19 protein-coding genes are annotated in these 14,671 nt (G+C 58.0%); 11 read left to right on the forward strand and 8 right to left on the reverse strand.

Translation table 11 applies throughout. The features are described 5' to 3' along the window. Positions 1-4 precede the first annotated feature (4 nt). Positions 5-1,066, forward strand: coding sequence for an AI-2E family transporter (locus ATI02_RS05310; RefSeq protein ID WP_095190738.1), 1,062 nt, complete (start codon positions 5-7; stop codon positions 1,064-1,066). Here the strand turns inward: ATI02_RS05310 and ATI02_RS05315 are convergent. The 3 genes from ATI02_RS05315 to ATI02_RS05325 all read right to left on the reverse strand — a co-directional run bounded on the left by ATI02_RS05315 (position 1,063) and on the right by ATI02_RS05325 (position 2,131). Then, complete coding sequence (locus ATI02_RS05315; protein WP_095190737.1) at positions 1,063-1,245, reverse strand: hypothetical protein; 183 nt, start codon at positions 1,243-1,245, stop codon at positions 1,063-1,065. The genes ATI02_RS05310 and ATI02_RS05315 overlap by 4 nt on opposite strands. Positions 1,246-1,347: 102 nt before the next feature. Beyond that, on the reverse strand, positions 1,348-1,542 hold the full coding sequence (locus ATI02_RS05320) for a hypothetical protein (RefSeq protein ID WP_016984641.1): 195 nt from the start codon (positions 1,540-1,542) through the stop codon (positions 1,348-1,350). 229 nt (positions 1,543-1,771) lie between these two features. Then, the gene (locus ATI02_RS05325; protein ID WP_095191917.1) at positions 1,772-2,131 is read right to left on the reverse strand and encodes a hypothetical protein; all 360 of its coding nucleotides are present in this window, start codon (positions 2,129-2,131) and stop codon (positions 1,772-1,774) included. Between the two features lie 245 nt (positions 2,132-2,376). Between ATI02_RS05325 and ATI02_RS05330 the strand changes: the two genes are divergently transcribed. Then, complete coding sequence (locus tag ATI02_RS05330; RefSeq protein ID WP_100845662.1) at positions 2,377-3,195, forward strand: shikimate 5-dehydrogenase; 819 nt, start codon at positions 2,377-2,379, stop codon at positions 3,193-3,195. A 180-nt stretch (positions 3,196-3,375) separates the two neighbouring features. Continuing rightward, positions 3,376-3,894, forward strand: coding sequence for a cupin domain-containing protein (locus tag ATI02_RS05335; protein ID WP_095191915.1), 519 nt, complete (start codon positions 3,376-3,378; stop codon positions 3,892-3,894). A 116-nt stretch (positions 3,895-4,010) separates the two neighbouring features. Here ATI02_RS05335 and ATI02_RS05340 read toward each other — a convergent pair whose 3' ends face one another. Further along, positions 4,011-4,658 carry a YceH family protein gene (locus tag ATI02_RS05340; protein WP_100845663.1) on the reverse strand — a complete coding sequence of 216 codons (648 nt, stop codon included), beginning with the start codon at positions 4,656-4,658 and terminating at the stop codon, positions 4,011-4,013. A 126-nt stretch (positions 4,659-4,784) separates the two neighbouring features. Between ATI02_RS05340 and ATI02_RS05345 the strand changes: the two genes are divergently transcribed. After that, the gene (locus ATI02_RS05345; protein ID WP_100845664.1) at positions 4,785-5,294 is read left to right on the forward strand and encodes a DUF1993 domain-containing protein; all 510 of its coding nucleotides are present in this window, start codon (positions 4,785-4,787) and stop codon (positions 5,292-5,294) included. A 162-nt stretch (positions 5,295-5,456) separates the two neighbouring features. Here ATI02_RS05345 and sstT read toward each other — a convergent pair whose 3' ends face one another. Next, positions 5,457-6,689 carry a serine/threonine transporter SstT gene (gene sstT, locus ATI02_RS05350; protein WP_095191912.1) on the reverse strand — a complete coding sequence of 411 codons (1,233 nt, stop codon included), beginning with the start codon at positions 6,687-6,689 and terminating at the stop codon, positions 5,457-5,459. A 335-nt stretch (positions 6,690-7,024) separates the two neighbouring features. Between sstT and ATI02_RS05355 the strand changes: the two genes are divergently transcribed. After that, entirely contained in the window at positions 7,025-8,188 is a 1,164-nt protein-coding gene (locus ATI02_RS05355; RefSeq protein WP_100845665.1) for an MFS transporter, read from the forward strand. Here ATI02_RS05355 and nhaR read toward each other — a convergent pair. Then, positions 8,183-9,082 carry a transcriptional activator NhaR gene (nhaR, locus tag ATI02_RS05360; protein WP_095191910.1) on the reverse strand — a complete coding sequence of 300 codons (900 nt, stop codon included), beginning with the start codon at positions 9,080-9,082 and terminating at the stop codon, positions 8,183-8,185. The genes ATI02_RS05355 and nhaR overlap by 6 nt on opposite strands. A 265-nt stretch (positions 9,083-9,347) precedes the next feature. On the opposite strand from nhaR, the gene ATI02_RS05365 reads away from it, so the two are divergent. Further along, positions 9,348-9,590: a hypothetical protein gene (locus ATI02_RS05365; RefSeq protein WP_100845666.1), complete on the forward strand. Its 243-nt coding sequence runs from the start codon at positions 9,348-9,350 to the stop codon at positions 9,588-9,590. Between the two features lie 29 nt (positions 9,591-9,619). Continuing rightward, positions 9,620-10,369: a TerC family protein gene (locus ATI02_RS05370; protein WP_100845667.1), complete on the forward strand. Its 750-nt coding sequence runs from the start codon at positions 9,620-9,622 to the stop codon at positions 10,367-10,369. A gap of 83 nt (positions 10,370-10,452) precedes the next feature. On the opposite strand, the gene ATI02_RS32260 is transcribed toward ATI02_RS05370, so the two are convergent. Continuing rightward, complete coding sequence (locus ATI02_RS32260; protein ID WP_167394868.1) at positions 10,453-10,620, reverse strand: hypothetical protein; 168 nt, start codon at positions 10,618-10,620, stop codon at positions 10,453-10,455. 234 nt (positions 10,621-10,854) lie between these two features. On the opposite strand from ATI02_RS32260, the gene ATI02_RS05380 reads away from it, so the two are divergent. From ATI02_RS05380 to ATI02_RS05390, 3 genes are all read left to right on the forward strand, one after another. After that, positions 10,855-11,526, forward strand: a complete 672-nt coding sequence (locus ATI02_RS05380; RefSeq protein ID WP_100845669.1) for a C39 family peptidase — start codon at positions 10,855-10,857, stop codon at positions 11,524-11,526. Between the two features lie 88 nt (positions 11,527-11,614). Continuing rightward, a complete protein-coding gene (locus ATI02_RS05385) occupies positions 11,615-11,821 on the forward strand; it encodes a DUF6021 family protein (protein ID WP_095191905.1) in 207 nt (68 codons plus the stop codon). A gap of 12 nt (positions 11,822-11,833) precedes the next feature. Then, positions 11,834-12,037, forward strand: coding sequence for a hypothetical protein (locus ATI02_RS05390; RefSeq protein WP_100845670.1), 204 nt, complete (start codon positions 11,834-11,836; stop codon positions 12,035-12,037). Between the two features lie 54 nt (positions 12,038-12,091). Here the strand turns inward: ATI02_RS05390 and pbpG are convergent, their stop codons facing one another. Further along, the gene (gene pbpG / locus ATI02_RS05395; protein ID WP_100845671.1) at positions 12,092-13,030 is read right to left on the reverse strand and encodes a D-alanyl-D-alanine endopeptidase; all 939 of its coding nucleotides are present in this window, start codon (positions 13,028-13,030) and stop codon (positions 12,092-12,094) included. A 284-nt stretch (positions 13,031-13,314) separates the two neighbouring features. On the opposite strand from pbpG, the gene ATI02_RS05400 reads away from it, so the two are divergent. Next, positions 13,315-14,646: an IS4 family transposase gene (locus ATI02_RS05400; RefSeq protein WP_100845672.1), complete on the forward strand. Its 1,332-nt coding sequence runs from the start codon at positions 13,315-13,317 to the stop codon at positions 14,644-14,646. Positions 14,647-14,671 lie beyond the last annotated feature (25 nt).

The raw sequence follows: 14,671 nt of genomic DNA on the forward strand, positions 1-14,671 counted from the left end.
GGACATGAACGTAAAAAGTCTTCAATTCAAATCCCTGACGGTGCTGCTGGTGCTGGTCACGGTGGCCTTCATCTGGATTCTGCTGCCGTTCTACGGCGCGGTGTTCTGGGCGGTGATTCTCGGCATTCTGTTTGCGCCGATGCAGCGACGCTTGCAGGCGAAATTCGGCTGGCAACGCAACCTGACGGCGCTGTGTACGTTGGGTACCTGTCTGGTGATCGCGATTTTGCCGGTGATCATCCTCAGCGTGTTGCTGGTGCAGGAAGGCGCGACCGTCTACACCAATATCGAAAGCGGCAAGCTGGACATTGCAGCCTATCTGGCGCAGTTCAAACACAGCCTGCCGCAGTACTTTCAGCATTTGCTCGACCGCTTCGGCATGGGTGAACTCAACGGGGTCCGCGAAAAAATCGTCAAAGCGGCGATGCAGGGCAGTCAGGTGCTGGCGAGCCAGGCGTTCAGTTTTGGCCAGGGTACGTTCGAGTTTGTGGTGAGTTTTTTCATCATGCTGTATCTGCTGTTTTTCTTTCTGCGCGACGGTGCGGAACTGGCGCGCAAGGTGCGCACCGCCGTACCGCTGGAGGAGAACCACAAGCGCCGTTTGCAACTGAAGTTCAACCGGGTGGTACGGGCGACGGTCAAGGGCAACCTGGTCGTGGCGATCACGCAGGGTGCTTTGGGTGGAGCGATTTTCTGGTTTCTCGACATCCCCAGCGCGTTGCTGTGGGCGGTGTTGATGGCGTTTCTGTCGCTGTTGCCGGCGGTGGGTGCGGGGATTGTCTGGGCGCCGGTCGCGGTCTACTTCCTGCTCAGCGGGATGATCTGGCAGGGCGTGGTGCTGGGCTTGTTCGGGGTGTTTGTGATCGGCCTGGTGGACAACGTGCTGCGCCCGATTCTGGTGGGCAAGGACACGCGCATGCCCGATTACATGATCCTGATCTCGACTCTCGGCGGGCTGGCGGTGTTCGGCCTCAACGGGTTTGTGATCGGGCCGCTGATCGCTGCGCTGTTCATGTCCAGCTGGGCGCTGTTCGTCGAGACCAAGCCCAAGGTGCAACTGCCCTAGGCGTGAAACGGCGCACTGATGAACTGTTGCGACAAGGCCTGCGCCGCTGGCAGCGAGGTGAGGGGGCCGCTGATCGCCTCGCCGTCACGCACCACGTACCAACAGGCGAGCAATCCCAGCTCTCTGAGTGGTGCGGGAACGGCGCTGCCGATGACCGACATGATTTGAACCTGAGCCATGACACATACCTCCATCTAACGATGGGGCTACCTTAGGGATTCGTCGCTCTCAGGGACAATCAACGCTTTCGATAGTGGTCATTGATAACAGTGAGGGCTGTTTCAATCGACCACTTGATCGAGCATGTGCATGACTTCACGCTCATTGAGCAAGCCCTTGTGCACAAGGTTTTCCGCCAATAGCGAAAGAAACTTGGCGCAACGGTGGCCTTCAAGGTGCTTGAGTTCGGTCAGCGCGCTGTACACCTTGCTGGAGGTGCAGAGCCCGACGATGCGGTGCGGGTTTTGTGTAGGCATAGGGTCGTCCTTGTTGTTATCAACCTGTTGTTTACGGACGGATTCAGATTGCGGTTCCGTCATGACAAAAAGATGACCGTTTAATGTTTGGCCCCCAACGGTCAAATCCATCATGCCGACTTTAGCTGTTGAAACTGTCCTCGCAGCGACCTTGGCGAGGTTTTTTCAGACGCTGGCCGACCGACGGTCATAAAAAAGCCCCGCTCAATAGCGGGGCTCTGTCTTTCGGTTACCAGCGTGGGCCGCCGTAGTAGCCATGGGGTCGACCGTAATAGCCGCGAGGCGGGCCGTAGTAAACAGGGGCCGGCTGAACATAGACCGGTTGTTGCACATACACCGGCGCCGGCTGGTAGTAGACCGGTGGCGGCGGTTGCTGCACGTAGACCGGTTGCGGTTGAACGTAAACCGGCTGTTGCTGCACGTACACCGGCCGGTCCTGGTTGATCAGCGCCGAGCCGATGATGGCCGAGCCGACGATCGCGCCAAACACCGCAGGGCCTTGCCAGCCATGGCCACCACCGGCTTCTGCCTGGCCTGTGACAGCGAGTGCGCCAACCAGTAAGGCCATAATGGGGAGTTTACGAATCATGATAGTTCCTCGGTTCTTCGACCCGGCGTTCGGGCCTGCACCAGGCCCACAGTTGTCGCGGGGATACTTCTAAGACAGCAACATTTTGAAAAACAGCACGGCGGCTGGGTAAATTTTGTGTAAGGTCTGTACCGCCATCTTTACAGGCTCGCCAAGGCCGGGTGCAGACCGGCGATATGATCGAACAGAACCCGATGGCATGGCTAATCCCGTCCATCCGAAAGTGCGTTTGAAGGAGAAGTTTCATGCAGATGAACCCCAACAAAGACACCCACCTGTGCATGTCCCTTTCAGGGCGCCCAGGGAATTTCGGTCTGCGTTTTCATAACCATTTGTATGAGCAATTGGGCCTGAATTTCTACTACAAGGCCTTCCGCAGCCAGGACCTGAACGGCGCCGTCGGCGGGATCCGGGCGTTGGGCATTCGTGGTTGCGGTGTGTCGATGCCGTTCAAGGAAGACTGCATTGCGCTGGTCGATGAGCTGGATGCGTCGGCGGCAGCGATCCAGTCGATCAACACCATCGTCAATACCGACGGCCATCTCAAGGCTTACAACACTGATTACATCGCCATCGAGCAACTGCTGAAAACCCACGCAGTGCCCAAGGAATCGACCTTCGCCCTGCGTGGCAGCGGCGGCATGGCCAAAGCGGTGGCCAGTGCCTTGCGCGATGTTGGCTATAAAAACGGCTTGATTGTGGCCCGCAACGAGCGCGCCGGACGTGCGCTGGCGGATTCGCTGGGGTGTCGCTGGCAGGCTGAACTGGGCGATGAGCGCCCGCAGATGCTGATCAACGTGACGCCAGTGGGCATGGACGGCGGCCCGGAGGCGGGGCAACTGGCGTTCGAGCCTGAGGTGATACAAGCGGCTGAGACGGTGTTTGATGTCGTTGCGATTCCTTCGGAAACGCCCCTGATCGTGCGCGGTCGGGCCGAAGGCAAGCGAGTGATTACCGGGCTGGAAGTGATCGCGATCCAGGCGCTGGAGCAGTTTGTGCTGTACACCGGCGTGCGGCCGACCGAGGAGCAGTTTCAGGCGGCGGTGGCGTTTGCCCGCAGCTGATCAGCCAAGATTTTGTGGTGACAGTGTGGGCCTATTCGCGAGCAGGCTCGCTCCCACATTGAAATGCATTCCCCTGTAGGGGGGAGCCTGCTCGCGATGGCCGCGCCACGGTGTCCATTGCCTATACTGCCCGACCAGCAAGCACAGACTTGCCCACCCACAAAAAAACCGAGGTTCAGCATGCATCCGCCCATCCTCAACCTGCACCAGGTCGAACTCGAACCCCTGCCCGAAGCCTTGTCTCCCGAAGGTGAAACCGCCGCGCGTTATCAGCAGCGCACGGCCCGGATCGGCCAGCAGCTTGGCGCGCAGAAACTCGGTTATCGGTTGTACGCACTGCCGCCGGGGATGCGCGGCAGTCCGTTTCACAGTCATCGGGTCAATGAAGAGATGTTTTACGTAGTGGCCGGGGAGGGCGAGGTGCGTCTGGGCGCCGAGCGTTTCCCGATCCGCGCCGGCGATGTGATTGCCTGCCCGGCGGGCGGCCCGGAAAAGGCGCATCAGATCATCAATACCAGCGCCGCAGAATTGCGCTATCTGGCGGTCAGCACCCAGCAGCAGCCGGACATCTGCGAATACCCGGATTCGAACAAATACGCGGTGATGGACAACTTCAAGGTGGATGCCCAGGGCAATGCGTCAGGCTTTGTCGCGGTGGCGCGGCAGGCGGACGGGGTTGATTACTGGGACGGTGAATAGTGCATAGACCCCTTGTAGGAGTGAGCCTGCTCGCGATAGCGGTGTGTCATTCAAATAAGATGTGACTGACACACCGCTATCGCGAGCAGGCTCACTCCTACAAACAGTACGGGGGGTTATTCGAGACGGGCCAGGCGTTCTTCCAGCGCCGCAATCCGCGCCTCCAGCTCTTCGATGCGCTCCACAGAAACTGCGCCCCCCGCACCGCGTTCGCCTGGATGCTGCCGCGCCGCCAGAATCGCCTCGATATCCGCCGGATCACCCAGCGCATGGGTGTAACGATCTTCACGTTGCCCGGCCTGACGCGGAATCAGCACCGCCAGCCCGCGCGCAATCAGGCGCTCCAGCTGATGCATCACCTGCTCGGCATCTTCGAAGTCATGCATGCGCCCGCTGCGGGTCAGCAGTTCGTTGATCGTTTGTGGGCCGCGCAGAAACATCAATCCCGTCAGAATCACCTGCGCCGGCACCAGTTCCAGCGCCTTGTCGACCTTGTGCTCCCAGCGGTCGGCGCGACTGCCCATCACCAGTTTGGCAAAACCGCGACCTTCCAGTGCGCGCAGGCTTTGGCCGACCTGGCCCTGGGTCAGGTTCATCACCGGTTCGCGGCTGGTTTTCTGATTACAGGCGGTGACCAGCGCGTTGAGGGTCAATGGATAGGTTTCCGGGCTGGTCGCCTGTTTCTCGATCAGCGAGCCGAGGATACGGATTTCCGTGGCGTTGAGCCGTGGCTCGTCGAAGGTGGATTCTGGTTCAGTGGTCATCGCGCGTTCCCTCAGCAGTCGAAGGCGCCTAGCGTAATCCTTGCCAAACAAAAGGCAAGCCGTGTGGTCATCAAGCATGGCTATAATCGCCCCCACGTTCCACCCAGCCACTACCACGAGACTGCCATGACCATTTCCCTGTACGCCGCATCCGTCCCGGTTTTTCAACAAATGCTCAACGCTCTGAGCGATGTCTTGAAAAAGGCTGAAGCCCACGCCACCGAGAAAAACATCGACCCGAACGCCTTCCTGCAAGCGCGCCTGTACCCGGACATGTTCCCGCTGGTGCGTCAGGTGCAGATCGCCGTGGATTTCGCCAAAGGCGTTTCCTCGCGTCTGGCGGAAGTCGAAGTGCCGAAATACGACGACACTGAAACCACCTTCGCTGAGCTCCAAGCCCTGATCGCCAAGGTTCTGGCATTCATCGGCGAGATCAAACCCGAGCAAATCAACGGTAAGGAAGGCATCGAAATCGTCACCCGTCCGGGCACGCCGAAAGAGAAGCGCTTCAGCGGTCAGGCGTATCTGCTGACCTACGGTCTGCCGCAGTTCTTCTTCCACGTCACCACGACTTATGCGCTGTTGCGTCATAACGGTGTTGAAGTGGGCAAGCGCGATTACATGGGCGCGTTCTAAAACACCCGGCAACAAAAAAGCCCGACAAGGTTTGCGCCTTGGCGGGCTTTTTATTTTTCATTGTGGGAGCGAGCCTGCTCGCGAATACGGTGTGTCAGGCGACATCGATGTCCACTGATCCGCCCCCTTCGCGAGCAGGCTCGCTCCCACCGGGGCAGGCGGTTATGCGGCGCGTTGGGCCTTCTCTTCCTCACCCAGACAGGCTGCTGCGGTGAACAAAACATCCGTAGACGAGTTCAACGCCGTCTCCGCCGAATCCTGCAGCACACCAATAATGAAACCGACCGCCACCACCTGCATGGCAATCTCGCTCGGAATACCAAACAGGCTGCACGCCAGCGGAATCAGCAACAGCGAACCTCCGGCCACACCCGATGCACCGCACGCGCAGATCGCCGCAACGAGGCTGAGCAGGATCGCGGTCGGAATATCCACGGCAATGCCCAGGGTGTGCACCGCCGCCAGGGTCAGTACGGTGATGGTGATCGCCGCGCCGGCCATGTTGATGGTCGCGCCCAGCGGGATCGACACCGAATAAGTGTCTTCATGCAGGCCCAGACGCTTGCTCAGTTCCAGGTTGACCGGAATGTTCGCTGCCGAACTGCGGGTGAAAAATGCAGTAATACCGCTTTCACGCAGGCACTTCAGGGTCAGCGGGTACGGGTTGCGACGCAGCTTCCAGAACACGATCAGCGGGTTCATCACCAGCGCCACGAACAGCATGCAGCCCAGCAGCACGGCCAGCAGGTGCGCATAACCGATCAGCGCGCCAAAACCGGAAGTCGCCAGGGTCGAAGCCACCAGACCGAAAATGCCCAGCGGTGCGAAGCGAATCACCACGCGCACGATCAGCGTGACACCGTTGGACAGGTCGCCTACCACTTCGCGCGTGGTATCGCCGGCATGGCGAATCGCAACGCCCATGCCGATGGCCCACGCCAGAATGCCGATGAAGTTGGCGTTCATCAGCGCGGTCACCGGGTTGTCGACCACGCTTAGCAACAGGCTTTGCAACACTTCAGTGATGCCACCCGGTGCGGTCACCGCAATGTTGTCGGTGGACAGCACCAGGTGCGACGGAAACGCCATGCTGGCAACCACTGCGACAACCGCTGCGGCGAACGTGCCCAGCAGATACAGAAACAGAATCGGTCGAATGTGAGTTTCCTGACCATGCTTGTGATTGGCAATCGAGGCCATTACCAGCACGAACACCAGAATCGGTGCCACGGCTTTCAGCGCCGAAACGAACACTTTGCCGATAAATGCGCTGGCTTTCGCCGCGTCCGGGGCAAACATCGCCAGGGCGATACCGGCAATCAGGCCGATCAGGATCTGCGTGACCAGGCTCAGGTTCTTGAGGCGGTGCAACAGCGAAGGGGAAGAAGCGGTCATAACGGCATCTCTGATTTTTTATAGGGTGCAAGGCTGCGTGACGGCGATGGCAGAATCGGGGCAGGCCACCGTCACGAGCCGAAAGGGCTGGCGTATGTCAACGTCGATAAACTCGACGTTGAACAGGCTGTACATTTTTCAGGGCGCGGACTTTATCACAGCGTAGGCTCTATCCTTCAGGCGTGTGACGATCTGCCGCCGGATGGATCGCAAAGTCGGCAGTTTTGTGCAAGTCAGGCTGGAAACACTCTGTTAAGATTCTCCATCCTCATTTTCAAGTTCTGCCAGCGGGCCTTCCGGTCATCGCTGGTGTCGTCGTTTTGCTGGAGTTTCCCATGCTGTTGCCCATCCTTCTGTTGTCTGCCGCCGGCTTCACGGTGCTGACCACGGAGTTCGTCATTGTCGGCCTGTTGCCGGCAATTGCCCGCGACCTTGCGGTCACCATCCCGCAAGCCGGTCTGCTGGTGACGTTGTTCGCCTTTACCGTGGCGATGTTCGGTCCGTTCCTGACCGCGTATTTTGCTCGCTTCGAGCGGCGCAAACTGTTTATCACCATCCTGATCATGTTTGGCCTGGCCAATACCGTGGGGGCATTGGCGCCGAATATCTGGGTGATGGCGATTGCCCGGTTGATCCCGGCGCTTGGGCTGCCGGTGTTCTGGGCATTGGCCAGCGAGACGGCCGTGGACATCGTCGGCCCGGACCATGCGGGTCGCGCGATTGCCAAAATCGGCTTCGGCATTGTTTGCGCTACGGTATTCGGCATTCCGGTCGGCACGCTGATTTCTGACGCGTTCGGCTGGCGCAGTGCGTTCGGCATTCTGGCGTTTATCGCGTTTGCCAAGGCACTGTTGCTGTTTGTCTACCTGCCAAAAACCGATCTGCACCAGCATCAGGTCAGCTTCCGCTCACAGTTCAAGATTCTGCGCAGCCCGTTGATGATCGGGCACATCGTGCTTTCGATTCTGGTGTTCAGCGGCATGTTTACCGCCTACACCTATCTGGCCGACATCCTTGAGCGACTTGCCGGTTTCAACGGCACCGTAGTTGGCTGGTGCCTGATGGGCTTCGGCGCGGTCGGTTTGCTCGGCAACTCGTTGGGCGGTCGTGCGGTGGATCGGCATCCGCTGGGGGCGTCGGTGTTGTTCTGTGCGTTCATGATTGCCGGCATGGTCTCGCTGGTGCCGAACATTCATTCAACCGTGGGCCTGGCGGTGGCGATGGGCATCTGGGGCGTGACTCAGGCCGCGTTATTCCTGGTCAGCCATGTGCGCCTGATGAAAGCCGCGCCAGAAGCGCCAGCCTTTGCGGCCTCGCTGAATATTGCCGGGGCGAACCTCGGCATTGGCCTGGGTGCGATGATCGGTGGCCGGGTCATCGACAGCGCGGGTCTGGGCTTCCTCGGCTTCGCCGCTGCCGGGTTCATTCTGCTGTCGGTGTTCCTTGCCATGGTGCTGATGACGCTCAAGCCGCGCGAAATGTGCGCAGACGCTTCATAAGGTCGTAAACAGCTCGCGTCGGGCACCTTCGGTAATCGCAACGATGCCGGGGTGCTTGACCTTGCGCTCCACCGAAATGGCATAGAACGACTCGGTCACCGCGTCAGTCTGGCCAATCAACTCGACGCCGTACTGGCGTGTGACCTCTTCGGCAATCACGCTCGGGCCGATAAAAATCCCGCTGCCGGATTGGCCGAATGCCTGCATCAAGGCACTGTCATCGAACTCGCCGACGATTTGCGGCTGGATCTGCTGCTCGGCGAACCAGCGCTGCAAGCGGCTGCGCACCACGGTTTCCGCCCCGGGAATCAACAGCGGAGCACCGTGCAGGCTGCGCGGAAAATCCTGCCCGTAGCGCGCAGCCAGTTCGGCGGTGGCGAAAAAACTGATCCCGCATTCCCCTAGTTTCTGGCTATAGCCCTTGATGTCGAGGTGCGACGGCATCGGGCTGTCGGAGATCACCAGATCCAGCCGCTGAATGGCCAGATCGGCCAGCAGGCGTTCGAGTTTGTCTTCGCGACAGGTGATGCGCAGTGGCTCGTTGAGCTCCATGGTCGGTGCGATCAGGCGATAAACGATGGATTTCGGTACGACGTCAGCAACGCCGACGCGGAACAGGATTTGTTGTTCGTTGGGCTGGGCGCGTAGCATCAGCTCCAGTTCGCCGCCGAGCTGAAACATCTGTTCGGCGTAGGGCAGGGCCTGGCGCCCGGCTTCGGTAAGCTCCAGTTGCCGGCCAACACGTCTGAACAATTCGATGCCATAGGTTTGTTCGAGCAGGGAAATCTGCCCGCTGATGGTCTGTGGCGTGAGGTTCAGTTGCTCGCAGGCGCGCACGATGCTGCCAGTCTTGGCTACAACCCAGAAGTAATGCAGCTGTCGGTAATTGAGCATCGGCTCGCGTCCCCCCTGTGTAGGAGCTGCCGCAGGCTGCGATCTTTTGATGTTGATTGTTAAAAACAAGATCAAAAGATCGCAGCCTGCGGCAGCTCCTACAGTAGAAATGTGTTTGGGTTGGTAGTAGGTGATGTGTTCAGGTTCGTAAAAACCGAAGTATAGCCGCTAAAAATACGAATTTTCCTGAAGTGTTTACCTCCCTAGAATGCCCAGCCATCGACGGCCGGTCTTTGACCCTGTCTGTTCATTCCAAGGAAATCTCATGAAATACACATTCCCTGCGTTGATGTTTACGTCTTTACTGGTTCTGGCCGGTTGCGATCAGGCCGAAAAAAGCGCCCAGCAGTTGATGGGCAAGGCTGCTGAAAGCGCCAAGCAAGCCATCGACGATACTCAAAAAGCTGCTGAACAAGCGCTGAGCGACGCCACTGGCGGGCTGATCGAGAAAAAAGAAACCCCGGAAGAAGGCGCGGAAAAATCCGAATCTTCCTCCAAGACCATCTAAATCGTCTTACACAGAATCAGGACTGACCCATGGAATATCTGTTAGAACTCGCCGCCAGCCCCACCGCCTGGGTTGCTTTGGCCACACTGGTGGTCATGGAGATCGTGCTCGGCATCGATAACCTGATCTTCATCTCGATCCTGACCAACAAACTGCCTGAGCAACATCGGCAGAAGGCTCGTCGTATCGGTATTGGCATGGCACTGATTCTGCGTCTGGCATTGCTGAGCACCATCGCCTTCATCGTGCAGTTGACCGCGCCTGTGATCGAAATTCTCGGCCACGCCTTCTCCTGGAAGGACATGATCCTGATCGCCGGTGGTCTGTTCCTGGTCTGGAAGGCCACAACCGAGATTCACCACAGCATGGATCCGGCGCCGGAAGATCCGAAGTCGGCCACCTCGAAGGTGACCCTGGGCTTTGCCGCTGCCATCGGCCAGATCCTGATGCTCGACATGGTGTTCTCGATCGACAGCATCATTACGGCGGTCGGCATGACCGAACATTTGCCGATCATGATCATTGCGGTGGTGGTGTCGGTGCTGGTGATGCTGTTTGCGGCTGATCCGCTGGCCAAGTTCATCAACGACAACCCGACGGTGGTGATGCTGGCCCTGGGCTTCCTGATCATGATCGGCATGACGCTGATCGCCGAAGGCTTCGGCGCCCACGTACCGAAAGGTTATGTGTATGCAGCGATGGCGTTCTCGGCGGCGATTGAAGTGCTGAACATGATGTCGCGTCGCTCTCGGCAGAAGAAACTGGCTGAACAGGCATAAACGCTGAAAGCCAAAAGGCCGCCTGAACTACGAGGTTCAGGCGGCCTTTTTCGTTTCTGCACGGGTTTTGTTTCACGCAGCGTTCAATGTGCAGTCGCGTGACGTACGCGGTGCTTCGCGGGTTCTTCAACCGCGGCAGACTGAACCGTAGGGTGATGACGTCGCGCAATCCGCAGCACGCCCCACAGCATGGCGGCAGCAACGGCCAGCCAGCCGGCAATCAACATTACGATGGTCATGGTCAGGCTCATCAGTGCCTCCTCTTTGCCCTGCATCGGGCACTCACTTTTTCAATTCGCTCTGTCTCAGTGACAGTCTAGTCAATGCGGTGTTTCAGCCTATTGACCAAAGGTCGGTGATGACTAATCAGTTCGCTCTATGCAATCGATGTGTCTGCGGTTTAAGGCTATACCGCAGCCCTGTGCCGTCCTATGATCGTCAACCTTGCCGGAACACGATGACCGGTGTCTGAACAGAGAGTGACAATGGTGCAGGTATTTTCTCGAATTCGTGCGGCGCTGCTGGTGGCGGGTTGCGTGGCCGTGATGGTCGGCTGTGCTGGCAGTGTGGCGCCACAGATCAAGCGTCTGCCGGAGCGGGTCGAGCTGAGCGGCACGTTCTACCGGGGTGAAGCCAATCAGTCCGGGCCGCAAGTGCTGGCCAGCCTGTTGTCGCAGCAAGGCATTGTGATTACTCCGGGGCTGCTGGAAAAACCCCTGCATTTGCCGGGTGCCGAGGACAGGCTGCAAGAGAATATTCAGAACCTTGCCCGGGAATACGGGATGGTCGTGTATCCATTGGAAAACAACCTGCCTGCCTTGCTGACCCAAGTCGCGGCGGGCTATCCGGTGATGGTGCGTTTCAGCGAGGGTTCGGCATTTTGGGCAGAGCCGCGCTACGCGATTCTTTCCGGCTATGACCGCAATAAACAGAAGGTGCTGCTGCGCGCCGGCATGAACCGTCGGGAGCTGATGAGCTTCAGTGCTTTTGAATCGGCGCTCGAGAAGGCCGGTGGCTGGGCGATATTGATCCAGAAGCCTTCGCAGATTCCGGCGGCAGTTGATCGTCAACGCTGGCTCAAGGCCGCTGATGAATTGTCCCGGGCCGGTCAGGAACCGGAAGCCGCGCAGGCGCGCAAGGCTCTGGCTGCACACTGATTTTCCGTTCGTCATCTGCCGGGCACGACTGGGCCCGGCAAGCCTCTGACAGTTATAACCCGTTGTTCACGGGTGATCAGGAGGCGACATGACAGATTCCCCATCCCCGCAAGGCCCGCATTCTTCCGAACATTCCTCAGGCGATGACCTGGGATTCGACCCGGATTCGCCGGATGTTGCCGATCCGCAAGTCGATCCCATTGGCCCCGCCAAGGCGCCAAAAGATGTGAAACCCGGTGAAGACGACAAGAAGCCGGGCAAACCCTACGACCCTTTAGCCGATCTGAAACCTTGATGTGAGGTGCGTATGAGTACCGATTCAAGCTTCGATGACCAAAAGCCTGACAGCGTGCCGACGACGCCTGAAGAGGACGTTGATCCGGTGCTCGATCCGGACAGTCCGATGCGCGATCCAATGGCCCGGCCCTTGGTGGCGCCTGGGCTGGCACCGGATCCGAGCAGGGGCGATGGCATTCCTGACGATGACAAGATGCCGTTGCCTAACGACTGACGCGCCCAGATGAAAAAAGCCCCGAAGATTCGGGGCTTTTTGTTTTTATACATTTTACTTGGAGGCTTCAACCACGCCACTTTGGCGGCTCTTGAGGTTTTTATCGGCCTTGTATTGTTGAGCTACCGCTGGAACGCTGGCGCTCTTGCCCGTCTCAACCCAACTGCGGATACGGCTGGCATCGGCAAAATGCGTGTATTTGCCGAATGCATCAAGAATCACCAGCGCCACCTGGCGATTGCCCATGCTCGTCACCAGCACCAGACAATGCCCGGCCTGATTGGTGAAGCCGGTCTTGGTAATCTTGATGTTCCAGTTGTCCTTGTTCACCAAATGGTCGGTGTTACGAAAACCCAGGGTGTAGTTGGGTTTGCGGAACGCTACGGTTTTTTCCTTGGTGGTGGTCAACTGAACAAGCAGCGGTTGCTTGTGCGCTGCTATCAGCAATTTGCTCAAGTCACGCGCGGTGGATACGTTGCGCGGCGACAGGCCGGTCGGCTCGACAAAGTGAGTGCTGGTCATGCCCAGTGCTTTTGCCTTGGCATTCATCGCCGCGATAAACGTTGCGTAGCCACCCGGGTAATGATGCGCGAGGCTGGCAGCCGCGCGGTTTTCCGAGGACATCAAGGCAATCAGCAACATCTCGCGACGCGGTAGTTCACTCTTGAGTTTGACTCGGGAGAACACGCCCTTCATTTCCGGCGTGTGGCTGATATCGACATCGATCCATTCGTCCATGTTCTGTCGGGCTTCTACCACTACCAGTCCGGTCATCAGCTTGCTGACGGAGGCGATCGGAACGATCACGTCAGGGTTACTGGAATAGATGACTTTGTTGGTCTGCATATCCATGAGCAGTGCGCTGCCGGAAGCGATCTTCAGTGACGAAGCGTCGCGAGGGGCAGTGGTGGTTTCCGCAGCGTTGATTGTTGGCGTGATGCATGTGCCTGCAAATGCAAAAAACAGGCTCAGAATCGAAAGACGAATTTTCACGCGGGCGAACTCATAAAGGTTGGATATTCCGTTAGTTTGTAACGGGTTATTTCTTAAAAGCGTCGCATTTTAGGAGTATGGCTGAAGAACTGTCGATGGTTGTTTGAACGACCTGAAAATCTCGTGAAAAGGCCTGTAAAAAGAGGGGTTTCCGGCGAACGGTTAGTGTTTTTTCTCATGCACAAAAAACCCCGCACAGGGCGTAATGCTGTTCACTTAAGCATTTGAATCCTCGCCGGGCTTCTTCGAAAATCCGATGTCAGATCTCTGGCATCGGATTTTTTATGTCTGTTCAACAGGACTTGCTCGACCTCGGCGACCTTTTCAACTTCTGTGACTTGAGCACATTCACTCAAAATATTCCCATCGAGTGGGTCGCGTCTGCGCTGGATCTGTCCAGCCAGGCCACTATCCGACGGCGTCGCTTGCCTGCCGACCAAGTGCTCTGGCTGGTGCTCGGCATGGCATTGTTTCGCGACGAGCCCGTTCATGAGGTCGCCCGACGTTTGAACATCTGCGCCCAAGGTCTGGCTTCTGACCATCTATTGGCCCGTAGCGGTGTATCCGAAGCCCGCAAGCGGCTGGGGGCCGACCCGGTTGAGTGGTTGTTTCGCAAAACGGGTACTCAATGGGGCGCGCAGCGCTATCCCGATGATGCCTGGCAGGATCTGCAAGTATTTGCAGTCGATGGTGCGCTTCTGCGCACGCCGGATACACCGGAGTTGCGAGACCATTTCGGTTCTGGAAACACCTCGACCGACCGCCAGACTCCCTTTCCCATGCTGCGCCTGGTGGCGCTGATGAATGTGCGTTCACACCTGATCCTGGATGCACAGCTTAGCCCTTACCGACGCAGCGAAATGCGTCTGGCCGATGAGTTTTTGCAGCAGATCCCCGACCACTCCGTGACGCTATTCGATAAAGGGTTCTGGAGCGCCGATCTCATGCTCAGCCTGAGCGGCGACGGCAGTCACCGTCATTGGCTGATTCCGGCAAAAAAGGGATTGGTTTGCGAGGAGGTAGCCCGTTACAACCAGCATGATCGTTTGGTGCGTATGAAAGTGTCGCCGCAAGCCAGAAAGCGAAATCCGACTCTTCCTACACACTGGGAGGCGCGTGAAGTCAGTTATGAAATTCAAGGCAAAGTAAAAACAGTCATGACGTCGTTGCCGGCCAAGATCTACAGCACCAAGTCTGTTGCCAAGCTTTATCAGGAGCGCTGGGAAATCGAATTGGGCTTCAGGGATATCAAAAGCTCAATGCAGCAAAACGCAATGACCTTGCGCAGCAAAAAGGTCGATTTGATCTACCAGGAAGTGTGGGGGTTGTTGCTGGCTTACAACGTGATTCGTCGGGAGGCAAGTCAGGCAGCAGTCGCGTTTGGTCGAGCGCCGTCGGACATCCGTTTCAAGCCGGCTTGCCAGTACATCGCCGTGCAGTTGATCGTAATGGCAGCGGCCAATCCTGTTTCAGCGACGGGTAGACGGTTGGCGGAACTTAGAAAAGGCGTTGGCGGGCTGTTTCTGGATCACCGTCCAAGGCCTTCGAGGCCAAGGACGGTGAAGATCTCAAAAACCCGGTTTCCGGTGGATCGCAAGGCTGCTCCGCTTAAGTGAACAGCATTACCGCACAGGGCGGGGT

It is taken from the genome of Pseudomonas baetica (assembly GCF_002813455.1).
GTDB classification, from domain to species: domain Bacteria; phylum Pseudomonadota; class Gammaproteobacteria; order Pseudomonadales; family Pseudomonadaceae; genus Aquipseudomonas; species Aquipseudomonas baetica.

Bases quoted from the DNA above. Each gene is read 5' to 3' on its own strand.
- ATI02_RS05310 (WP_095190738.1), top strand. From the start codon at position 5: ATGAACGTAAAAAGTCTTCAATTCAAATCCCTGACGGTGCTGCTGGTG.
- ATI02_RS05315 (WP_095190737.1), bottom strand. From the start codon at position 1,245: ATGGCTCAGGTTCAAATCATGTCGGTCATCGGCAGCGCCGTTCCCGCA.
- ATI02_RS05320 (WP_016984641.1), bottom strand. From the start codon at position 1,542: ATGCCTACACAAAACCCGCACCGCATCGTCGGGCTCTGCACCTCCAGC.
- ATI02_RS05325 (WP_095191917.1), bottom strand. From the start codon at position 2,131: ATGATTCGTAAACTCCCCATTATGGCCTTACTGGTTGGCGCACTCGCT.
- ATI02_RS05330 (WP_100845662.1), top strand. From the start codon at position 2,377: ATGCAGATGAACCCCAACAAAGACACCCACCTGTGCATGTCCCTTTCA.
- ATI02_RS05335 (WP_095191915.1), top strand. From the start codon at position 3,376: ATGCATCCGCCCATCCTCAACCTGCACCAGGTCGAACTCGAACCCCTG.
- ATI02_RS05340 (WP_100845663.1), bottom strand. From the start codon at position 4,658: ATGACCACTGAACCAGAATCCACCTTCGACGAGCCACGGCTCAACGCC.
- ATI02_RS05345 (WP_100845664.1), top strand. From the start codon at position 4,785: ATGACCATTTCCCTGTACGCCGCATCCGTCCCGGTTTTTCAACAAATG.
- sstT (WP_095191912.1), bottom strand. From the start codon at position 6,689: ATGACCGCTTCTTCCCCTTCGCTGTTGCACCGCCTCAAGAACCTGAGC.
- ATI02_RS05355 (WP_100845665.1), top strand. From the start codon at position 7,025: ATGCTGTTGCCCATCCTTCTGTTGTCTGCCGCCGGCTTCACGGTGCTG.
- nhaR (WP_095191910.1), bottom strand. From the start codon at position 9,082: ATGCTCAATTACCGACAGCTGCATTACTTCTGGGTTGTAGCCAAGACT.
- ATI02_RS05365 (WP_100845666.1), top strand. From the start codon at position 9,348: ATGAAATACACATTCCCTGCGTTGATGTTTACGTCTTTACTGGTTCTG.
- ATI02_RS05370 (WP_100845667.1), top strand. From the start codon at position 9,620: ATGGAATATCTGTTAGAACTCGCCGCCAGCCCCACCGCCTGGGTTGCT.
- ATI02_RS32260 (WP_167394868.1), bottom strand. From the start codon at position 10,620: ATGAGCCTGACCATGACCATCGTAATGTTGATTGCCGGCTGGCTGGCC.
- ATI02_RS05380 (WP_100845669.1), top strand. From the start codon at position 10,855: ATGGTGCAGGTATTTTCTCGAATTCGTGCGGCGCTGCTGGTGGCGGGT.
- ATI02_RS05385 (WP_095191905.1), top strand. From the start codon at position 11,615: ATGACAGATTCCCCATCCCCGCAAGGCCCGCATTCTTCCGAACATTCC.
- ATI02_RS05390 (WP_100845670.1), top strand. From the start codon at position 11,834: ATGAGTACCGATTCAAGCTTCGATGACCAAAAGCCTGACAGCGTGCCG.
- ATI02_RS05400 (WP_100845672.1), top strand. From the start codon at position 13,315: ATGTCTGTTCAACAGGACTTGCTCGACCTCGGCGACCTTTTCAACTTC.